This is a genomic window from Mesorhizobium sp. A623 (assembly GCF_054489405.1).
This window is the reverse complement of the sequence record NZ_JBTMXB010000008.1, coordinates 46,267-65,843: the sequence shown is the minus strand read 5'-3', so window position 1 is coordinate 65,843 and position 19,577 is coordinate 46,267. Positions and strand designations below refer to the sequence as shown.

General features: G+C 63.7%; 16 protein-coding genes. All 16 read right to left on the bottom strand.

Going from position 1 to position 19,577, the window contains the following annotated elements; all coding sequences use genetic code 11:
• Positions 1-227: 227 nt before the first annotated feature.
• The 16 genes from ACX3P1_RS10455 to murD all read right to left on the bottom strand — a co-directional run bounded on the left by ACX3P1_RS10455 (position 228) and on the right by murD (position 19,576).
• Positions 228-524 carry an AzlD family protein gene (locus ACX3P1_RS10455; RefSeq protein ID WP_459079515.1) on the bottom strand — a complete coding sequence of 99 codons (297 nt, stop codon included), beginning with the start codon at positions 522-524 and terminating at the stop codon, positions 228-230.
• The gene (locus tag ACX3P1_RS10450; RefSeq protein WP_459079514.1) at positions 521-1,264 is read right to left on the bottom strand and encodes an AzlC family ABC transporter permease; all 744 of its coding nucleotides are present in this window, start codon (positions 1,262-1,264) and stop codon (positions 521-523) included. The genes ACX3P1_RS10455 and ACX3P1_RS10450 overlap by 4 nt, the downstream gene beginning before the upstream one ends.
• Positions 1,265-1,374: 110 nt before the next feature.
• Positions 1,375-2,064, bottom strand: a complete 690-nt coding sequence (locus tag ACX3P1_RS10445; protein ID WP_459079513.1) for a DUF2461 domain-containing protein — start codon at positions 2,062-2,064, stop codon at positions 1,375-1,377.
• A gap of 2 nt (positions 2,065-2,066) precedes the next feature.
• Positions 2,067-4,217 (bottom strand): NAD-dependent DNA ligase LigA, encoded by a 2,151-nt coding sequence (gene ligA / locus ACX3P1_RS10440; protein ID WP_459079512.1) that lies wholly within the window; start codon positions 4,215-4,217, stop codon positions 2,067-2,069.
• A 129-nt stretch (positions 4,218-4,346) separates the two neighbouring features.
• The gene (gene recN / locus ACX3P1_RS10435) at positions 4,347-6,023 is read right to left on the bottom strand and encodes a DNA repair protein RecN (RefSeq protein WP_459079511.1); all 1,677 of its coding nucleotides are present in this window, start codon (positions 6,021-6,023) and stop codon (positions 4,347-4,349) included.
• Between the two features lie 6 nt (positions 6,024-6,029).
• On the bottom strand, positions 6,030-6,917 hold the full coding sequence (locus ACX3P1_RS10430) for an outer membrane protein assembly factor BamD (RefSeq protein WP_459079510.1): 888 nt from the start codon (positions 6,915-6,917) through the stop codon (positions 6,030-6,032).
• A gap of 193 nt (positions 6,918-7,110) precedes the next feature.
• Positions 7,111-8,061, bottom strand: a complete 951-nt coding sequence (gene lpxC / locus ACX3P1_RS10425) for a UDP-3-O-acyl-N-acetylglucosamine deacetylase (protein ID WP_459079509.1) — start codon at positions 8,059-8,061, stop codon at positions 7,111-7,113.
• Positions 8,062-8,384: 323 nt separating this feature from the next.
• Entirely contained in the window at positions 8,385-10,052 is a 1,668-nt protein-coding gene (gene ftsZ, locus ACX3P1_RS10420; RefSeq protein ID WP_459079508.1) for a cell division protein FtsZ, read from the bottom strand.
• Positions 10,053-10,119: 67 nt separating this feature from the next.
• On the bottom strand, positions 10,120-11,424 hold the full coding sequence (gene ftsA, locus ACX3P1_RS10415; RefSeq protein WP_459079507.1) for a cell division protein FtsA: 1,305 nt from the start codon (positions 11,422-11,424) through the stop codon (positions 10,120-10,122).
• Positions 11,421-12,359, bottom strand: coding sequence for a cell division protein FtsQ/DivIB (locus ACX3P1_RS10410; protein WP_459079506.1), 939 nt, complete (start codon positions 12,357-12,359; stop codon positions 11,421-11,423). Before ACX3P1_RS10410 ends, ftsA begins: the two co-directional genes overlap by 4 nt.
• Entirely contained in the window at positions 12,347-13,273 is a 927-nt protein-coding gene (locus ACX3P1_RS10405; protein ID WP_459079505.1) for a D-alanine--D-alanine ligase, read from the bottom strand. Before ACX3P1_RS10405 ends, ACX3P1_RS10410 begins: the two co-directional genes overlap by 13 nt.
• A 254-nt stretch (positions 13,274-13,527) precedes the next feature.
• On the bottom strand, positions 13,528-14,493 hold the full coding sequence (gene murB / locus ACX3P1_RS10400; RefSeq protein ID WP_459079504.1) for a UDP-N-acetylmuramate dehydrogenase: 966 nt from the start codon (positions 14,491-14,493) through the stop codon (positions 13,528-13,530).
• Complete coding sequence (murC, locus tag ACX3P1_RS10395; RefSeq protein WP_459079503.1) at positions 14,490-15,887, bottom strand: UDP-N-acetylmuramate--L-alanine ligase; 1,398 nt, start codon at positions 15,885-15,887, stop codon at positions 14,490-14,492. The genes murB and murC overlap by 4 nt, the downstream gene beginning before the upstream one ends.
• Positions 15,884-17,011 carry an undecaprenyldiphospho-muramoylpentapeptide beta-N-acetylglucosaminyltransferase gene (murG, locus tag ACX3P1_RS10390; RefSeq protein WP_459079502.1) on the bottom strand — a complete coding sequence of 376 codons (1,128 nt, stop codon included), beginning with the start codon at positions 17,009-17,011 and terminating at the stop codon, positions 15,884-15,886. Before murG ends, murC begins: the two co-directional genes overlap by 4 nt.
• Before the next feature lie 7 nt (positions 17,012-17,018).
• A complete protein-coding gene (ftsW, locus tag ACX3P1_RS10385) occupies positions 17,019-18,176 on the bottom strand; it encodes a putative lipid II flippase FtsW (RefSeq protein WP_459079501.1) in 1,158 nt (385 codons plus the stop codon).
• Positions 18,176-19,576, bottom strand: coding sequence for a UDP-N-acetylmuramoyl-L-alanine--D-glutamate ligase (gene murD / locus ACX3P1_RS10380; RefSeq protein ID WP_459079500.1), 1,401 nt, complete (start codon positions 19,574-19,576; stop codon positions 18,176-18,178). Before murD ends, ftsW begins: the two co-directional genes overlap by 1 nt.
• Position 19,577: the final 1 nt, after the last annotated feature.

Genomic DNA, 19,577 nt, shown 5'->3' with positions numbered 1-19,577 from the left:
TTTCAGTGCGTCCTTCGAGGCTCGCTTTGCTCGCACCTCAGGATGAGGAGGTCAGCGCAAACCGCCCTTATCTTGCACGCCCCTTGAGATGAGGAAGATCAGCACCAACCGCCCTCATCCTGAGGTGTGAGCGGAATCTTTGTCGGACATCACAGACGACACGGAGCGCACAAAGACCCCTCATCCTGAGGTACGAGCAAAGCGAGCCTCGAAGGACCCACAATATCTCATCCCACAAACTGTCGGCAAATAATCAACACGGCAGCACCGGCCAGGAACATCGTCATCAGGCCGCCGCGCAGCGAGGCGAGCGCCGTCACGATCAGGGCCGCCCATTCGGCGGGACCGGCCGTCAGCACCGCAGGCGCGACCAGCGTAGTCAGAACCGCGGCCGGCACCGCATTCAGCCCGGCTTCAACGCGCGGGTGGATGGTTTCGAACCGCGAAATCACCAGATGCCCGCCGATGCGGGTCAGGTAGGTCGCGACCGCCGCAAACAGGATGATCCAGACGGTGGTGCTCATACTTCCTGCTCCGTCGCCAGCGGGCGCGTGACGCCGCTGTGATGCGGCGGCAGGATGACCGCCAGCAGCACGCCCGCCAGCGCGCCCACGGTTACATGCCAAGGCGAGCCGATCGTCTTGTAGGCCAGGATCGATGCCGCCGCGCTGACGACGACCACCGGCAGCCACAGCGGCCGCTTGCGAAAGCCCATGACAAGCCCGAGAAAATAGATCGGCAGCAGGAAATCGATGCCAAGTGCTGCGGTATCGGGGATCAGCTTGCCGAGCAGCGCCCCGATCACGGTTTCGGCCACCCAGAATACATAGACCGGCAGGCCAAGACCCAGATACCAGACGAAGCCGACCTGCTTGCCCGCCTCCGCCCTCGCCTCGGCGATGGCGAACTGCGGATCTGTCAGGATGAAATAGCCGCAAGCCTGCTGCACGAGCGGCCAGTGCGCGATGCGCCGCCCGATGCCTGCCGAATAGAGCACATGGCGAAAATTCACGGCAAAGATCGAAAGTACGATCAGCCACGGCGCGACATGATGGCCGAAGAGTTCGATGCCGACCATCTGGCTGGCGCCGCCGAACACGGTGGCGCTCATCAGGAAGGCCTCGAACACCGAAAACCCATTGTCGATGGCCAGCGCCCCGAACAGCATGGCGAACGGCGCCGACGCCACCACGACAGGCAGGGACAGGCGCACGCCCTGCCAGAAATCGCTGGCCGCCGAGTTTTCAGTCGTATCCACAGGCATGCGCCACTCCATTGAGGGCCGCTATGTAGGATTCGCCACCCGGCTTGTCACACGAATTCGCTTGACCCAAGCAATCAGCGGAAGTGATGCGAGGAGAGACGGCAGTCCGGCTATCGCTGACCGGCCTTGGCTTCGATCGCCCTGCCCCATTCCAGCAACGGCCTGGCGCGTTGCGTAAACTCCATTAATTCATCGACCAGCGCCGGTCTGTGGATACCGTTCGGGTCGATGGTGTGGCGAACGACGAAATTCCGGTTGCGAATGGCCGCGCCGAGGTCGGCATCCGCCACAGGCTCGAAGCCGCGCGGCAGGCGCTTCAGGCACCCCTCAGGGTCCAGTTCCAGGCCATTTTCGCGCAACGAACGGACCACCGCGCGGAATTCTGTCGGACGGTTCGCGATGGCCTGCCGCATTGCCAGCAACAACGCCGCCTCCGGTCCCCACCAGGCGATCGCGGCATAGCAGCGCTCAAGCCCGATATGGACGAAAAAGACACCCTGTTCCATCTTGGTGCCGTCGTGCGACAGGATCGCCGACAGGTGTCGGTTGTAAGGCCGTTTATCCTTGGCGAAGCGCACATCGCGGTTGATGCGGAACAGCGATTTCTTGCGGTCGCCCTTCAGCCCCAATCCGGCTGCCGCAAACCGCGCGGTCAACGTATCGACCAGGTCGCCCAAAGGCTCGCGCAGTTCGCGCTCGAACAGATCCTTGTTTTCAAGGAACCATTCCCGGCTCTGGTGAAAGTCGAGCGCCTTCAGGAAGGGAATGGCCTTTTCGCCAAAACCTTGAAAGTCGCCCACCGTCAGGTTCCCTTGCCGATCCGCTCGAACCACGCGTCCTCGTCTATCACTTCGATACCGAGTTCGGCGGCAAGCTTGAGCTTCGATCCGGCGCCCGGCCCGGCCACGACGAGATCGGTCTTCTTCGATACCGAGCCGGCAACCTTGGCGCCCAGCCTTTCGGCCATCGCCTTGGCTTCGTCACGCGACATTTTCTCGAGCCCTCCGGTAAACACCACGGTCTTGCCGGCAACCGGCGACGAGATATCGCCGACCGGTTCCTCGTCCAGCGGCGTCACCTCGGCCAGCAGCGCGTCGACGACCTGCCGATTGTGTTCCTCGCCGAAGAAATCAACAACCGCCTCGGCCACCACCCCGCCTATGCCGTTGATGCCGTTCAATTCCTGCCATGCAGTGTTTCCGGAATCGCCCTTGCCCTGCGGCATCACCGCGTTTTGGCCGGCCTCGCGAAGGGCTGCGAAGGACAGGAAATGGCGAGCGATGCGCTTGGCGTTGGTTTCACCGACATGGCGGATGCCCAGCCCGAAGAGGAACCGCGAAAACGCGATTCTGCGCCGATCGTCGATGGCCGCATAAAGCTTGCCGACCGATGTCGCGCCAAAACCGTCGATATTTTCCAGCTTGGTCAGCGAGACCGCCTGCCGCGCCTTCAACGTAAAAATGTCGGCGGGCGACTGGATCTTGAGTGCCGGGTCTTCGGCGTGGAAGAAGAACTCGATCTGCTTTTCGCCCAGCCCTTCGATGTCGAAAGCCCCGCGCGAAACGAAATGGCGAAGCCGCTCCACCGCCTGCGCCGGGCAGATCAGCCCGCCGGTGCAGCGCCACACCGCCTCGCCCTCCTCGCGCGCCGCATGACTGCCGCAAGCCGGGCAGACATGCGGAAATTCGTAAGGCACGGCGTTTTCAGGGCGCTTTTCCAGTACCACGTCGAGAATCTGCGGAATGACGTCGCCAGCGCGCTGGATAAGGACCGTATCGCCGACCCGGATGTCGCGGCCGTCGCGGATCGGCTGGCCGCTATTGCCGATGCCCTTGATGTAGTCCTCGTTGTGCAGGGTCGCGTTGGTCACCACCACGCCGCCGACCGTCACCGGTTCCAGCCGCGCCACGGGCGTCATCGCTCCGGTGCGGCCGACCTGAATGTCGATACCGTTCAGCACCGTCATCGCCTTTTCGGCGGCAAATTTATGCGCGGTCGCCCAGCGAGGACTGCGTGAGCGGAATCCCAACCGTTCCTGCAGGTCGAGCCGGTCAACCTTGTAGACGACGCCGTCGATATCGTAGGGGATCTCGGCTCGCTCGGCCTCGATGCCGTGATAGTGCGCGAGGATTTCCTCAACCGAACTGCAGCGCACCATCCGGTCGTTGATCGCAAAACCCCAGTCACCGAACCGTTTGACCACGTCGTACTGCGTTTGCCCAAGCGGCGCGCTGGTTTCGCCCCAGGCATAGGCGAAGAACCGCAGCGAGCGCGAGCGCGTCACTTCCGGGTCTTTCTGGCGCAGGCTGCCGGCAGCGCCGTTGCGCGGATTGGCGATTGTCTGGCCGGTCTCGGCAAGCCGCTTTTGCAGCGCGAAGAAATCGTCGCGGCGCATATAGACCTCGCCGCGCACCTCCACCACGTCCGGCGCGTCCTTGGGCAGGTGATCGGGAATTTCCCCGATGGTGCGGATATTGGCGGTGACGTTCTCGCCAGTGGTGCCGTCGCCGCGCGTCGCCGCGCTCACCAGACGCCGGTTCTCGTAGCGCAGCGACATCGAAAGCCCGTCGATCTTCGGCTCGGCGGTAAAGACGATCCTGTCGTCAGCCGGAAAGGCGAGAAAGCGGCGCACGCTGACCACGAAGTCGCGCACGTCCTCGTCGGAAAAGACGTTGTCGAGCGACAGCATCGGCACGGCATGGACCACCTTGCCGAACGTGCCGGAAGGTGCGGCGCCGACCTTTCGCGACGGCGAATCCGCGCGCACCAGATCGGGAAAGCGCTGCTCGATGGCAAGGTTGCGCCGCCGCAGCGCATCGTATTCGGCATCCGAAATCGTCGGGGCGTCTTCGGCATGATAGCGCAGATCGTGGCCTGCGATTTCGTTGGCCAGCCGCTCCAGTTCGGCAATGGCCTCGCTTTCAATTAGGGTATCGACGGATTGTTCGGGCATGGCTTCGATCCCAAAATTGGAGCGTAACAATAAATCAGATTTGGGTTGAGGCGAGAGCCCTCATGTAAAAATCGTAGGAGAACAGCAGGATACTGCCATCTCCTGAATCAATTTCTCATCCCGCACGGCTCAGGAAGCCGCAGCCGTATTTTCCCTGAGCAGCCGCTCCGCGGCGGCGCGGGCTTCGACGGTGATGGTAGCACCGGCCAGCATGCGGGCGATTTCCTCTTGCCGCGCCGTCATGTCCATCTCGGCAATGCCGGTTGCGACCCGGTCCGCGCCACCGGACTTGGAAATGAGGAAATGCGTCGCCGCGCGTGCCGCCACCTGCGGCGCATGCGTCACCGACAGCACCTGTACCCGCTGCGATAGACGCGCCAGGCGCTGGCCGATGGCGTCGGCAACGGCACCGCCGACGCCGGTATCGATCTCGTCGAACACTAGAGTAGGTGCGGAGCCGCGATCGGCGAGCGCCACTTTCAGCGCCAGAAGGAAGCGCGAAAGCTCGCCGCCGGACGCCACCTTCATCATCGGGCCGGGGCGCGTGCCGGGGTTGGTGCGCACCCTGAATTCGACGCTGTCGATGCCCTCTTCCATGCGGCTGCCGGCTTCGCTGGTCAGGCCAACAATGAATTCGGCCCGCTCCAGCTTCAGTGCCGGCAGTTCGGCCATCACCGCCTTGGTCAGTCCAGCGGCAGCGCCATGGCGAAGCGCCGAAAGATGGGCTGCGGAAACGTCATAGGCGTCGCGCGCGGCCGCAGCCTGTTTCTCCAGCTCGTGCAGCCGTCCCTCGCCAGCATCCAGATCGGCAAGATCGGCCGACATCGTATCGCGCAGCTGCGCCAGATCGTCGACGGGAACGCCGTATTTGCGCGAGGCGGCACGCAGCGAAAACAGCCGCTCCTCGGCCTTCTCCAGACGTTGCGGATCGTATTCGGCAGCCCGCAGCGCCGCCTCCACGCCCGACTGTGCGGCGTCCAGCGACAGCATCGCCTCGTCCAGCGAATTGACCACCTCGTCGAGCAGACCCGGCGCATCCGTCAGCTTGCGCTGGAGGCGGCGAAGCAGGCTTGCCAGTTGCGGCAGGGGCGAAGCGGGGCCTGAAAGCACGTCCTGCGCATCCTGGATTTCAGACGCGATCTTTTCGGCCCGCATCATCGAGGCGCGCAGTTCTGCCAGATCGGTTTCCTCGCCCGGCTGCGGGTCGAGCCGTATGAGTTCGGCCACCGAGGCGCGCAAATAGTCAGCCTCGCGCGCGGCTGCCTCCACCTTGGCGCGATGGCGCGCAAATTCCTGCTCGGCCGCGCGCCAGAACCGCCAGGCTTCCGCTGTGGAGCGCGCCGCCCCGACATGGCCGCCGAACGCATCGAGCAGGTCGCGATGCGCGCCCGGATCGACCAGCGCGCGCTCGTCGTGCTGGCCGTGTATTTCCACTAGCGCATGGCCGATGTCGCGCATCAGAGTAACGCTGGAGGGCTGGTCGTTGACGAAGACGCGGGTGCGCCCGTCCGCCGTCTGCAAGCGGCGCAGGATGATGTCGCCATCGTCCTCGATGGCGTTGTCGGCCAAAAGCGTGCGGGCGGGATGGTTACGCGGCACGTCGAACACGGCCGTTACCTGGCCTTGGCTCGCGCCATGGCGCACCAGCGAGGCGTCGCCGCGCGCGCCAAGCGCCAAGGACAGGGCATCGAGAAGGATCGACTTGCCGGCGCCCGTTTCGCCGGTCAACACGGAAAGGCCGGACGAAAAGTCGATGTCCAGTTTTTCGATCAGAACGATATCGCGGATCGACAGCCTGGCGAGCATTGGCCGTCAGGCGCCGGTAATCAGTTTCCCGGCCTTGGAAATCCACGAGCCGGCATTCTCGCGCGGCGCAAGCCCGCCGCTCTGCAGCAGCTTGTAGGAATCCTTGTACCACGGGCTGACGGGATAGTTATGCCCAAGCACGGCCGCCGCCGTCTGCGCCTCGTCGGTCAGGCCCATCGCATAATAGGCTTCGACCAGCCGCGAAAGCGCTTCCTCGACATGGCGCGTGCTGGAGTAGTTCTCCACCACGGCGCGGAACCGTTTGATGGCCGCGATATATTCGCGCCGCTCGAGATAATAGCGGCCGATCTGCATTTCCTTGCCGGCCAACTGGTCGTTGGCGAAACGAACCTTGGCCTTGGCGTCCTCGACATATTCCGAATCGGGCCAGCGCGTGACCAGGTCCTGCATCACCTGCAAGGTCTGGCGGGCTTCCTTCTGGTCCTGCGTGACGTCCTTGATCTGCCGGAAATAGCTGAGGCCGATAATGTACTGGGCGTAGGCCGCGTCCGGGGTCGAGGGATAGAGGGTCAGATAGCGCTTGGCCGAACCGATGGCTTCGTCGTAATTGCCTTGGCGGTAATCGGCAAATGCGCCCATCACCATCGATTTGCGGGCGAATTCCGAATAGGGATGCTGGCGGTCGACCGCGTCGAACTTCTTGCTCGCCTCCTCCAGTCGCCCGGCATTGAGATTGGCCAGGCCCTGATTGTAGAGCACATCGGCAGGTTCCGTCTGCTCGACGTAAGTCGACAGGTCGATGTCCTTTTCCGACGACATGCACGCCGACAGCAACAGCGGCGCGGCAGCTACGGAGAGCGCCAGAAAGACGGAGCGCGCGGGATTGTTCGATTGCGCCGAAGCCTTCGAGTGGCCCGTTCTTTGGAAAAACATGATCCGGTTTTGCCCTTTCGGCGCGATTTCTCTCGTCGGCACGCAGCCATAGCCCATAACAGCCTTGCGCGGCAACGCTATCGTCCGGCAATCGTGCATTTTTGTGGCCGGCTCAAACAGCGTCGGCACTTATGCGATTTGGGTCGCCCGTGGTGCATCCTTGCAACAGGTGGCGTACCGTTATCCGTCCAGCTCAAAGCGTCCAGGGTGCGTAGACAGGTCCGCTCACCGCGCTGATCTCGACGGTGCGGCCGCGTTCATGCCGCGTCGTCTCGACAATCTCGAACGCGGTGCGGTCCGATAAGAGACGGCGCAGCGCGGCGGCATTCAGCCGGTGTCCGCCCCGGTAGGACCGGAAGCAGCCGATGAACCGCGCCCCGGCCAGCGCCAGGTCGCCCATGGCGTCGAGCGTCTTGTGGCGCACGAACTCGTCGGGAAAGCGCAAGCCTTCCATGTTGATGACGCGGTTGTCGTGACCGATTACCACGGAATTTTCCAGCGACGAGCCCAGCGCATAGCCCGCCGCCCAAAGCCGCTCCACGTCCTTCATGAAACCGAAGGTGCGCGAGCGCGCAATATCGCGGCGAAATACATCGGCATTCATGTCGGAGGCAAATAGCTGGCGGCCGATGGCCGGGCTTTCGAAATCGATCTCGACCTCGAAGCGCGTGCCGGAATAGGGGCGGAACTCGGCCCACGATGCCCCGTTCTCGATGCGCACGGGCTTCGTCACGCGAATATAGCGGCGCTTGACCGCAAGCTGCTCGATGCCGGCCTGGTCGAACGCGTCGACAAAGCCTTCGGCGCTGCCGTCGAGGATCGGCACTTCGCCGCCCTCGATCTCGACCACGACGTTGTCGATGCCGTAACCGAACAGCGACGCCATCAGGTGTTCCACCGTCGCGACATGCTGGCCGGCGGGATCGCCGAGCATGGTGCAAAGATCGGTCGCGCCGACTTCGGAAACCAGCGCGTGAAACACATGCTCCGCCCCTTTGTCGTCAATCACGTGGAAGACGACGCCCGTGTCGGCGTCGGCAGGCAAAAAGTGAGCGCTGACCTGCTTCCCGCTGTGAACGCCGATACCGGTAAGCGTCACGCGCGATTTCAGTGTCGTCTGATAGTCGTGCAAATCGAGCCCCATGTGCCTTGGCTGCCGCTTTCGCCGATACCGGCTCTACGACATGCATACTCTAGAGCATCAGAACGATCCGAAAACCGTCGCCGCTTTTCAGCCCAATGCTCCTGGCAGCCGAGCTTTTTTCCCCGCCAAGCTCGCCAACCATTATTCCAGGTGGCGAAGATAATGGCGAGGCAGGCCGTCTCCAAATCACGGTTTTTATCCTGTTGTAACGGCGAAGGAGAAACCGGGCTGGGCCTAACCATTTATTTTACATGGATTATAAAAGTTAACGGGCGAACGGTTTCCCGTTCGCCCGCTTGTTTTTGTTGCCGTGTGCTAGCGGATCAGTTCGCTTGCCGGCGAAGGAAAGCCGGAATCTCCAACTGATCGTCTTCCTGAGCAGCCCGGCTCTGCGGTGTCAGACGGCCATGATCGTCCAACTGGCCGCGGCGCGGCGCGTAGAGTTGCGCCTCCTGGCTAGCCACGCGGCGCGCTTCCGGCGCTGCCTGGCGCAGGCGCGGTTCGCGCGGCTGGGCCGGCTGCAGGCGCGCAGGCTCCTCCTCGCGGCGGGTAAGCCCGTTAGTCAGCCGCTTGAGCAGACCCATCGGGCCCCGATCCTCCTGGTCGAGCGGATGCGCCTTGGCTTCCACCTCGGCCCTCACCTGCGGCGGGAAGTCCTCGACGCGCGGCATGCGCTGTGGCGCGGCGGCAATCGGCTGCGGCGCCTCGCGCGGAGCAGCCTGCTGAACCGCCTGTGCCGCCGCGAACTGCATCTGCGGCTGCGCGGGCGGTGCCTGGAACAGCTTGTTCACCGGCCGGAATTCATCGGCATGATGGGCAGGTGCTGGACGCGCCTGCGCCATCTCGGCGGCATTGGCCTCGGCCATCTGGATGGCCTCGGCGACCGGATCGCCGGCGATCTCATGCGCCGGCTGCTGGGCAACCGCTACCTGGCGGATTTCGGTGACCGGGGCAGCGGCGCGAACCGGAGCCGGCTTCTGTGTCGGCATGCGGATGGCGATAGGCGCGGCGGCGATCTGCTCGGCCGATTTGTCGATGCCGGTGGCCACGACCGAAACGCGGATGACGCCTTCGAGATCCTCGTCGAAAGTCGCGCCGAGAATGATGTTGGCGTCCTGGTCCACTTCCTCGCGGATACGGGTTGCGGCTTCATCGACCTCGAACAGGGTCAGGTCGCGGCCGCCGGTGATCGAGATCAGCAGGCCCTTGGCGCCCTTCATCGAGGTTTCATCGAGCAGCGGGTTGGCGATCGCGGCTTCGGCAGCGGCCATTGCGCGGCCCTCGCCGGACGCCTCGCCGGTGCCCATCATCGCCTTGCCCATCTCGCGCATCACCGAGCGGACGTCGGCGAAGTCGAGATTGATGAGGCCTTCCTTGACCATCAAATCGGTAATGCAGGCAACGCCCGAATAGAGCACCTGGTCGGCCATGGCGAAGGCATCGGCAAAGGTGGTCTTGTCATTGGCCAGCCGGAACAGGTTCTGGTTGGGAATGACGATCAGCGTATCGACGCATTTCTGCAATTCCTCGATGCCGAGATCCGCCGTCTTCATGCGGCGCTGGCCTTCGAAGTGGAACGGCTTGGTGACGACGCCGACGGTGAGGATACCCTTTTCGCGAGCGGCGCGCGCGACAACGGGGGCGGCGCCCGTGCCGGTGCCGCCGCCCATGCCGGCGGTGACGAAGCACATATGGGTGTTGGAAAGATAGTCGACGATCTCGTCGATGCACTCTTCCGCCGCAGCACGGCCGACTTCCGGCTGCGACCCCGCGCCAAGCCCCTCGGTGACATGCGCGCCAAGCTGGATCAGCCGCTCGGCCTTGGATGTGGTCAGCGCCTGGGCGTCCGTGTTGGCCACGACGAACTCGACCCCGCGCAGGCCGGCGGTGATCATGTTGTTGACGGCGTTGCCGCCGCCGCCGCCGACACCGAACACGGTGATGCGTGGCTTAAGCTCGGTGATGTCCGGCTTTTGCAAATTGATGGTCATTGTCCTCGTCCTTTGCCTTTCCCGCCGCTTCGCCGCCGCGGCCGCCTAATGGGGCTGTCCCCTGAAATTAAAAACTGTCTCGCAACCACTCGCCCATCCGGTACAGTCTCCCGCCCGTGCCCGTCATTTTCAGACGGGCCATTCCCTGTACTGGGCGGCTTTCGAACGCCGCCATCTGCGGATAGATCAAAAGCCCGACAGGCACCGAAAAGGCCGGACCCTTGGCCGCCTCCGGCAGGCCCGCCACGCCGAGCGGCCGACCGATGCGCACATTGCGCCCCAAAACCCGACGTGCCGCCTCCGGCAATCCGGCGAGCTGGCTCGCACCACCCGTAAGCACCACACGCTTGCCTACGACGCTGCCATAACCGGACTTGTTGATGCGATCGCGCAGCAACTCCAACGTCTCGTCGACGCGGGCGCGAATAATGCGCGTCATCATCGAGCGCGGCACCTGCGCCGCCACGTCGCCGTCCTCGCCGATCGGCTGGATCGTAACGAGATCGCGGTCGTCGGCGCTGCCCGGCAGGGCCGAGCCGTGCATGACCTTCAGGCGCTCCGCCGCCGCGATCGACGTCGACAGGCCTTTGGCCAGGTCCAGCGTCACATGATTACCGCCGATGGCAAGCGCGTCGGCGTGAACGAATTTGCCCTCGGCAAAAACCGAAATCGTCGTCGTGCCGCCGCCCATGTCGATGCAGGCCGCGCCCATTTCCAGTTCGTCGTCGACCAGCGCCGCCAGCCCGGCGGCATAGGGCGTCGCCACCAGCCGCTCCACCGACAGATGCGTGCGGTTGATGCACAATTCGAGATTGCGCATCGGCGCCGAATCGCCGGTCAGGACGTGCATGTCCACGCCGAGCGCGTCACCGACCATGCCGCGCGGATCGCGGATGCCGCGTTCGCCGTCCAGCGAAAACCCGACGGGAAGCGAATGCACGACCTCGCGCTCCGACTTGAGCGCCTGCTTGGCGCCGGCGGCAAGCACGCGCTTGACGTCGCCCTCGCCCGCCTCGTGACCGCCCAGATTGATCGTGGCGGAAAAGGTTTCGCTCATCAAGCGGCCGGCCGTCATGTTGACGATCAGCGAATCGACGGTCAGCCCCGCCATCCGTTCGGCAGCGTCCACGGCAAGGCGAACCGCATGCTCGGCCCGGTCGAGATCGACGACGACGCCCGACTTCACGCCTTCCGATTTCTGGTGGCCGATGCCAATTACCTGGATGCGATGCGAGCGCCCGCGCAACAGCTTGCCGTCTTCGCACGGCTTCAGCTTCGCCACGACGCAGCACACCTTGCTGGACCCGACGTCCAGCACCGTCAAGGTGCCGGACTGGTGCACAGAATCGCCATGGCCGCCAAGCCAGTTCATATTTTCGTCTCCGCCTTGCGCTTGGGGGATTTCGCCTTGGCCGTCAGCATCGCCTGCCTGGCGGTCTGCGCCTCGGGCGAAAGCTGCACGACAAGCCTGTCGGAAAACCGCATGTCGACAGCAAGAATATCGCGTGCCAGAAGCCCGTCTTCCTGGTCGAGCGTAACCAGCCTGTCGATAGCCCGGTCCGCGCCGACTTCCGGCAATTTGACCGTAATGCCGTTTTCCAGCTTCAAGTCCCAGCGCCGCCCGGCAATGCTCACATAGCCTTTGACGCGCGTGGAAAGGTCGGGAAACTTGTTCATCACGGCAAGCAGTTCGGGAGCGTGCATCGGCGCATCGGCGCTAACGAAGAGGGGAAGCAAAGCCTGCCTGCCCCCAGAATAGGGCGTGATCACGCGGCCCGAGCGCTCGATGACCGAAAGCTCGCCGCCTTTTTGCCAGAGAGCGAAAGCCTGCCGCTCCTCGACATGGACCTCCAGCGTATGCGGATAGATTTTTCGCACCGTCGCCGCCTCGACCCAGGGAAGCGTCGCGATGCGGTCGCGCGCCGCGTCCACGTCAAAGCCGATCAGCGAAGTCCAGCCATCGAGGCCGAGACTGCCCAGAATATCGATTTCGGAGGTCTCGCGATTGCCGACCACCTTGATCTGATCGACCGCGAATCCGGTACGGGCGGTAAAGCCCTGCACGACGGCGTCGGCATGACCGCCGACATAGGCGCCGTAGGCGCTGCTCGACGCCAGCAATACCCCGGTCAGCGCGGTTGCCGCAAAGCGGGGCGGCGTAAAATCGCCATGCCCCAGCCGCGCGAGCATGCGCACCGGCCGACGAAGCAGCCGCGGCAAAACGAAGTGATCAAACGACAGGGTCACCCCGAACAGCGTCGGTCCGGCCGCAGCCCTTCTTCCCTGACGCCAATTCACCGCAGACAAGACGCGTCCTCCACCATCCAACTCAACAACTCGCCGAATGAATGCCCAGCCTGGGCGGCGATCTCAGGCACCAGCGACGTGGGCGTCATGCCCGGCTGCGTGTTGATTTCCAGCCAGACAATTTCGCCATTTTCCGAATGACGGTCGTCGTAACGGAAGTCAGACCGGGAGACGCCCCGGCAGCCGATCGCTTGGTGAGCCTTGAGCGACAGTGTTTGTATTTTTTGGTAAATATTCGGTAAAATTTTTGACGGGCATTCGTGCTTTGAGCCTCCGGCGACATATTTCGAATCATAATCGTAGAAGGAATGGCCGGTCGGAATGATCTCGCAGACGCCGATGGCCACATCGCCCATGACCGCACAGGTCAGCTCGCGTCCATGCACATAGCGCTCCACCATGACGCGGTCGCCAAATCCCCATTCCTTGGAGGAAATAAGCTGCGGCGGATGGGTCTGCTCCTCCTGCACGATCACGACACCGAAACTGGACCCCTCATTGACCGGCTTGACCACATAGGGCGGCTTCATCGGGTGCTTGTCGCGAATGTCGAAACGGTTGACCACTTTCGATTCCGCCACCGGAATCCCGGAAGCCTTGGCAATCTTCTTGGCCTGTTCCTTGTCCATCGCCAGCGCCGAGGCCAGCACGCCCGAATGCGTGTAGGGAATGGCCAGATATTCGAGGACGCCCTGGATGGTGCCGTCCTCGCCGAAAGGGCCATGCAGCGCGTTGAAGCAGACGTCGGGCTTGAGCGCGAGAAGCACGGCACCGACGTGACGCCCGACATCGACGCGCGTGACCTTGTAGCCTTCCTGCTCGAGCGCTGCGGCACAGGCGTTTCCAGAAGAGAGCGAAACAGGCCGCTCCGACGAAAAGCCCCCCATGAGAACCGCAACGTGCTTGTTTTTCATTGCCCGTCTTCCCCTTTGCGGCGGGTTTTCAATCGGCGTTCCGCTGAAGTGAGTCCGAGTCTCCCGGCAGGTTGCCCCTCCAGACGGAAAACGCTTTAACGCGTCGTTACGACTCAAATCAGGAAACGCTTTAGGGCAGAGAATCAGAGAGTTGATTCGGTGGCAAGGGCTTACGATTCCCGGCGATTCACTTTCGGGAGATTTCGTGACAAAAAGTGACCGATTGAGTCTTTTCCACCACGGTTGCGCAGAAGCTAAAGTAGCTGGCCCAAAAATTCCTGCACGGCATGGCCGGGCCGGAAATTGCCGATGCGCTTGATTTCCCACTGCAGCCTGATGCCGGAATGCTCCAGCACCCGCGTCCGCACCGTCTCGCCCAGATATTCCAGTTCGTAGCCGGTAGCCGATCCCGTATTGATCATGAAGTTGCAGTGCATCGGCGACATCTGCGCGCCGCCCACCATCAGCCCCCGGCATCCGGCCTCGTCGATCACCTTCCAGGCGGAATGCCCTTCCGGGTTCTTGAAGGTGGAGCCGCCGGTCTTTTCGCGGATCGGCTGCACCGTCTCGCGGTGATGCTGCACCGCATCCATCGCCGCCTTGATCGCATCCTTGTCCTCGGCAAAGCCTTCGAAAACGGCCGAGACGAAAATGAAATCGGCCGGTGCCGACGAGTGGCGGTAGGCGTAGCCCATGTCGGCATTCGACAGCGTATGGAGATTGCCCTTGCGGTCGAGCGCGCGCACTTCGACGACACGCTCCCGCGTTTCGACGCCGTTGGCGCCGGCATTCATCCGGAGCGCCCCGCCGATGGCGCCGGGAATGCCGTGGTAGAAATGAAACCCGCCAATGCCGGCTTCATGGGCCACAGTTGCGAGGCGCTTGTCGGGAATGGCGGCCCCTGCCCGTATGCGCGTCGGCGAAAGCACTTCCGCCTCGCCGAACCCCTTGGCCGACAGCCGGATGACGAAGCCCGGAATGCCGCCATCGCGCACCAGAAGGTTGGAGCCGATGCCGACCACCATCAGCGGCACGTCTTCCGGCACAGCCTTCAGGAAGGCGGCAAGGTCTTCCTCGTCCGCCGGCTGGAACAGCGCATCGGCCAGCCCGCCTGCGCGAAACCAGGTGACCTTGTCCATTTCGGCATTTGGCGTGATACGCCCGCGCAGTCCGGCAAACCGGTCTCCCAGTGAGGCAAGGAGCGTTTCGCCGCGCGTCATGATCCGTTCAAATCCTTGGGCAGCGCATAGGCCCATTGCGTGATGTTGCCCGCGCCGAGAAAGATGACGAAATCGCCGGGCTTGGCCAGTTCGCACACAATCGGCGCAATCGCGGCCGGCCCCTCGATGTAGCGGGCGTCGCGGTGCCCGCTCGCCCGTATGCGCGCCACCAGCGCCTCCGAGGTCGCGCCTTCGATCGGGTCTTCGCCCGCCGTATAGACCGGCGCGACCATCACCGTGTCGGCATCGTTGAAGCAGGTGGCAAAATCGTCGAACAGGTCGTGGAGCCGGGTGAAGCGGTGCGGCTGGGCGATGGCGATGACCCTGCCCTTGGTTGATTCGCGCGCGGCCTTCAGCACGGCCTTGATCTCGACCGGATGGTGGCCGTAGTCGTCGAAGATATCGACGCCGTTCCACACACCGGTGTGGGTGAAGCGGCGCTTGACGCCGCCGAAGGAGGAAAGGCCCTTCCGGATCGCCTCGGGCGACAGGCCCAACTCATGCGCGACCGCAATCGCGGCGGTCGCATTGGAGACGTTGTGGCGACCCGGCATCGGTAGGCGCAAGCCCGCGATTTCCGTCTGGCCGCCCTTGCGGTCGCGGATCACCACGTCGAATTCGGAAGACGCGCCGTCCATGCGGTGGTTGCTGAAGCGCACGTCGGCCTGCGCGTTCGCGCCATAGGTGATGACGCGCCGGTCCTCGATGCGGCCGACCAGCGCCTGCACTTCCGGATGATCGGTGCACATGACGCCGAAGCCGTAGAACGGCACGTTTTCGACGAACTGCCGGAACGCCTCGCGCACCGCGTCGAACGAACCGTAATGGTCGAGATGCTCGGGATCGATATTGGTGATGACGGCGATGTCGGCCGGCAGCTTCAGGAAGCTGCCGTCGCTCTCGTCGGCCTCTACCACCATCCACTCGCCGTCGCCCATGCGCGCATTGGTGCCATAGGCGTTGATGATGCCGCCATTGATGACGGTCGGATCGAGCCCGCCGGCATCGAGCAGCGTCGCCACCATCGAGGTCGTCGTGGTCTTGCCATGCGTGCCGCCGATGGCGACCGCCTGGCGAAAGCGCATCAGTTCGGCCAGCATTTCGGCCCGACGCACGATGGGCAAGATCCTTTCGCGCGCGGCCATCAGTTCCGGGTTGGATTTCTTGATCGCGGTCGACACCACCACCACCTCGGCGTCGCCCAGGTTTTCGGCGGCATGGCCGACGAAACATTCGATGCCCTTGTCGCGCAGGCGCTGCACATTGGCGCCGTCGGCCTGGTCGGAGCCCTGCACCTTGTAGCCGAGATTATGCAGCACCTCGGCAATGCCGCTCATGCCGATGCCGCCAATGCCGATGAAGTGCACAAGCCCGATCGTCTGCGGCATTTTCATGGGCGCACCTCTTTCTTGAATTCCGCTGCTGATTTGCCTGACGCAATAGCCTCTGTCAGATCGGCGAGCAACTGCGTAGCGTTTGGCTTTCCGGCCGATTTCGCCGCCGCGGCCATGACGCCAAGCTTTTGCGGGTCGTCCATGAGATCGCCGATCAGGGCAGCGACCCGCTCCGGCGACAGCGTCGACTGCGGATGCACTTGCGCCCCACCCGCCGCCGCAAGTGCGGCCGCATTCGCCGCCTGGTCATGGTCGAGCGCATGCGGATAGGGCACCAGCAAGGCCGGCCGGCCGATGACGGCGATTTCAGACACGGTGGATGCTCCCGAACGCGAGACCACCAAATGCGCCGCGGCCAGCAGCCCGGCCATGTCGGTGAAAAACGGCGACACCTGTGCATCGACGCCAAGCGCTGCGTAGGCTGCCTTGACCCTGTCGGCGTCCTCGGCTCTCGCCTGCTGCCTAATGATAAGCCGCTTGCGCCGGTCTTCGGGCAACAGCGCCACGGCGGCCGGCACCGCATCGGAAAAGAATTGCGCGCCCTGGCTGCCGCCAAACACCAGCAGGCAAAACGGCTCGCCGGCAGCGGACGCCGCGTAGGGTGTCCTTGCCGCCTCCAGCACCGCCGGCCGCACCGGATTGCCGGTGGTGACGGTCTTGCTCCCGGCTGCACTTTTGTCTTCCGGCAGAAATCCGCCGGCAATCGCGCTCACCCTTCGCGCCAAGGCGCGGTTGGCGCGGCCCATCACCGCGTTCTGTTCATGGATCAGCGTCGGTACTTTGCGCCTTGTCGCGGCATAGAGCGGCGGCAGCGTCGGATAGCCGCCGAAACCGACGACGACATTCGGCTTCAACCGGCCAATGAGCGCGGATGCCTGGCGAACGCCTCGCCAGATTTTCCAGAATGCGCCGATCAACGCCAGCGGGTTCTTCGAGCCGAAGGTGGCGGAACGGATCGGATGGATGGCGACGGCCGGAAACTGGCCGGCAAACCGCCCAGCCCGGTCGTCGGTCGCCAGATGCACGCTCCAGCCGCGCGCCGCCAGTTCATGCGCCAGCGCTTCAGCCGGAAACAGGTGGCCGCCGGTTCCGCCGGCCGCCAGCAGGATCGTTCCCTTGCCCATGAAAGCCCTATTCCGCCGGCATTGCCCGCGACGCGGCGGAATACCCCATCTGCATGCGCTTTTCAGGCTTCCTGCGTGTCAGCGCCAGCACCATTCCCATGGAAAGCGCGATGGCGATCTGCGAGGAGCCACCATAGGAAATAAAGGGCAGCGTCATGCCCTTGGCCGGCATCAATTGCAGGTTCACGCACATATTGATGACCGACTGCAGGCCAAACACGGTGACAAGACCGCCAACCGCATAGCGGGTGAAATCGTCGTGCTCCTTGAGCGCGGTATTCAGGCCGCGCAACACGATGAAGCCGAAGATCACCATGATGAAGAAGCACATGATAAGGCCGAACTCCTCGCCCGCGACCGCGAACACGAAATCGGCATGGCTATCGGGAATGACGCGCTTGATCGTACCCTCGCCCGGCCCGACCCCGAACCAGCCGCCATGGATCAGCGCTTCCTTGCCCATATCCACCTGGAAAGTGTCACCCTCGCCGGTCATGAACCTGTCGATGCGGCCGGCGACATGCGGAAACACTTCATAGGCGGCGAACACGCCGCCTATGCCGGCAGCGCCCAGCATGACGATCCATACCCATGAGAGGCCGGCCATGAAGAACATCACGCCCCAGGTGCCGGCGACGAGCATGGTCTGGCCGAAATCCGGCTGCGCCACCAGAAGCGCAACCACCAGCGCCACAAGGATCATGGCGAACAGATTGCCGGGAATATCGGGCCGTCGCTTGTGTTCGGAAAACAGCCACGCACAGATGATGACAAAGGCGGGCTTGAGGAATTCGGACGGCTGGACCGACAGGCCGGCGAGCGAGACCCAGCGGCGCGCGCCCTTCACTTCTATGCCGATGTAAAGCACCGCCACCATCAGGACGAGCATCACGCACAACAGAGCCAGCGCCACGCGCCTTATCTGGCGCGGCTCCAGAAACGACACGGCCAGCATCACGCCGAGCGCTGGAATGGTGAAGATGATCTGGCGCTCGGCAAAATGGAAGGGACCGAGGCCGATGCGCAGCGCAACGGAAGGGCTTGCCGCAAAGGAAAGAATGATGCCAAGGCCCATCAAAGACAGGAACGCCGCCAGAAACCAGCGGTCGATGGTCCACCACCAATTTGCAACCGGGCTTGTATCGAGACGGCTGCGCTGTGCCATTAGTTTTGTGCTCCGATTGCCTTGACGCCATCAATAGCGCGCGCAGCTTGCCTGAAGGTAACGCCGCGAACCTCGAAATTCTTGAACTGGTCGAAGCTGGCGCAGGCCGGCGACAACAGCACCACCACCTCGCCGCTATCGTCGTTTTCGGCGTCGCGTGCGGCATGCTCGACAGCGGCCCCCAGCGTGCCCGATATTTCGTAGGGCACGGTCTCGCCAAGCGTCGCGGAAAAGGCAGGCGCGGCCTCGCCGATGAGGTAGGCCTTGGCGATGCGGGGAAACAGCCCGCGCAACGGTTCGATGCCGCCCTCCTTGGGCAGGCCTCCGGCGATCCAGTAGATGCGGGGAAAACTGGAAAGCGCAGGAGCCGCCGCATCGGCATTGGTCGCCTTGGAATCGTTGACGAACAGCACATGCCCTTTCTTGCCGACCTGCTCCATGCGGTGTTCCAGGCCCGGAAAGCTCTCCAGCCCCGACTGGATTTCACCGAGGTCCAGCCCGACCTTTAGGCAGGCGGCGACCGCGGCGAGCGCGTTTTGCGCATTGTGCTGGCCGCGCAGGGAACCGATGCCCTCGAGAAAGCCGATACGGCTGTAGCGCCCGTGAACCGCCTCCATGAGATCGCTGCCATCGGCAAAATAGCCGTCGGTCAGCGGCAGCCGCTTGGAAATGCGAATGACCTCCTTGCCGACACGCTCGAGCCGGTCGGCAATCTGGACGCACCAGCTGTCGTCGATGCCGATGATCGCGGTTTCGCTGCCAGCCACCAGCCTTTCCTTGATCGAGGCGTAGTGCTGCATGGTGCCGTGGCGGTCGAGATGGTCGGGCGTAAGGTTGAGCAGCACGCCCGCCGTGGGATTGATTGAAGGCGCGAGATCGATCTGATAGGACGAGCATTCGACCACGTAGTGGCGGCCTGGCTGCGGTGGGTCGAGCGTCATCACCGCACGGCCGATATTGCCGCCCATCTGGACGTCGCGGCCGGCTGATTTCAGGATGTGCGCGGTCAGTGCCGTCGTCGTCGATTTGCCGTTGGTGCCGGTGATCGCGATGAAGGGCGCGTCCGGCGCCGTGGCGATCCGCTCGCGGCAAAAAAGCTCGATATCGCCGATGATCTCGACGCCGGCGCCGCGCGCCAGTTCCACCGACCAATGCGGCTTCGGGTGCGTCAGCGGCACGCCGGGCGACAGGACGAAGGACGAAAACCGCGCCCAATCGGCGCCGCGCAGATCGCCGGTCGGGATACCCTCCGCTTGCGCCGTAGCGACGCTGCCCGGATTGTCGTCCCAGGCCAGCACGTCCGCGCCACCCTCGATCAGCGCGCGCGCCGTCGCGATGCCGGAGCCACCCAGTCCGAAGAGGCCGACACGCTTGCCTGAGAATGTTGCGGCGGGGATCACG

Excerpts from the sequence above, each read along its gene's own strand:
- ACX3P1_RS10455 (WP_459079515.1), bottom strand. The coding sequence starts at position 524 with ATGAGCACCACCGTCTGGATCATCCTGTTTGCGGCGGTCGCGACCTAC.
- ACX3P1_RS10450 (WP_459079514.1), bottom strand. The coding sequence starts at position 1,264 with ATGCCTGTGGATACGACTGAAAACTCGGCGGCCAGCGATTTCTGGCAG.
- ligA (WP_459079512.1), bottom strand. The coding sequence starts at position 4,217 with ATGCCCGAACAATCCGTCGATACCCTAATTGAAAGCGAGGCCATTGCC.
- recN (WP_459079511.1), bottom strand. The coding sequence starts at position 6,023 with ATGCTCGCCAGGCTGTCGATCCGCGATATCGTTCTGATCGAAAAACTG.
- ACX3P1_RS10430 (WP_459079510.1), bottom strand. The coding sequence starts at position 6,917 with ATGTTTTTCCAAAGAACGGGCCACTCGAAGGCTTCGGCGCAATCGAAC.
- lpxC (WP_459079509.1), bottom strand. The coding sequence starts at position 8,061 with ATGGGGCTCGATTTGCACGACTATCAGACGACACTGAAATCGCGCGTG.
- ftsZ (WP_459079508.1), bottom strand. The coding sequence starts at position 10,052 with ATGACCATCAATTTGCAAAAGCCGGACATCACCGAGCTTAAGCCACGC.
- ftsA (WP_459079507.1), bottom strand. The coding sequence starts at position 11,424 with ATGAACTGGCTTGGCGGCCATGGCGATTCTGTGCACCAGTCCGGCACC.
- ACX3P1_RS10405 (WP_459079505.1), bottom strand. The coding sequence starts at position 13,273 with ATGAAAAACAAGCACGTTGCGGTTCTCATGGGGGGCTTTTCGTCGGAG.
- murB (WP_459079504.1), bottom strand. The coding sequence starts at position 14,493 with ATGACGCGCGGCGAAACGCTCCTTGCCTCACTGGGAGACCGGTTTGCC.
- murC (WP_459079503.1), bottom strand. The coding sequence starts at position 15,887 with ATGAAAATGCCGCAGACGATCGGGCTTGTGCACTTCATCGGCATTGGC.
- murG (WP_459079502.1), bottom strand. The coding sequence starts at position 17,011 with ATGGGCAAGGGAACGATCCTGCTGGCGGCCGGCGGAACCGGCGGCCAC.
- ftsW (WP_459079501.1), bottom strand. The coding sequence starts at position 18,176 with ATGGCACAGCGCAGCCGTCTCGATACAAGCCCGGTTGCAAATTGGTGG.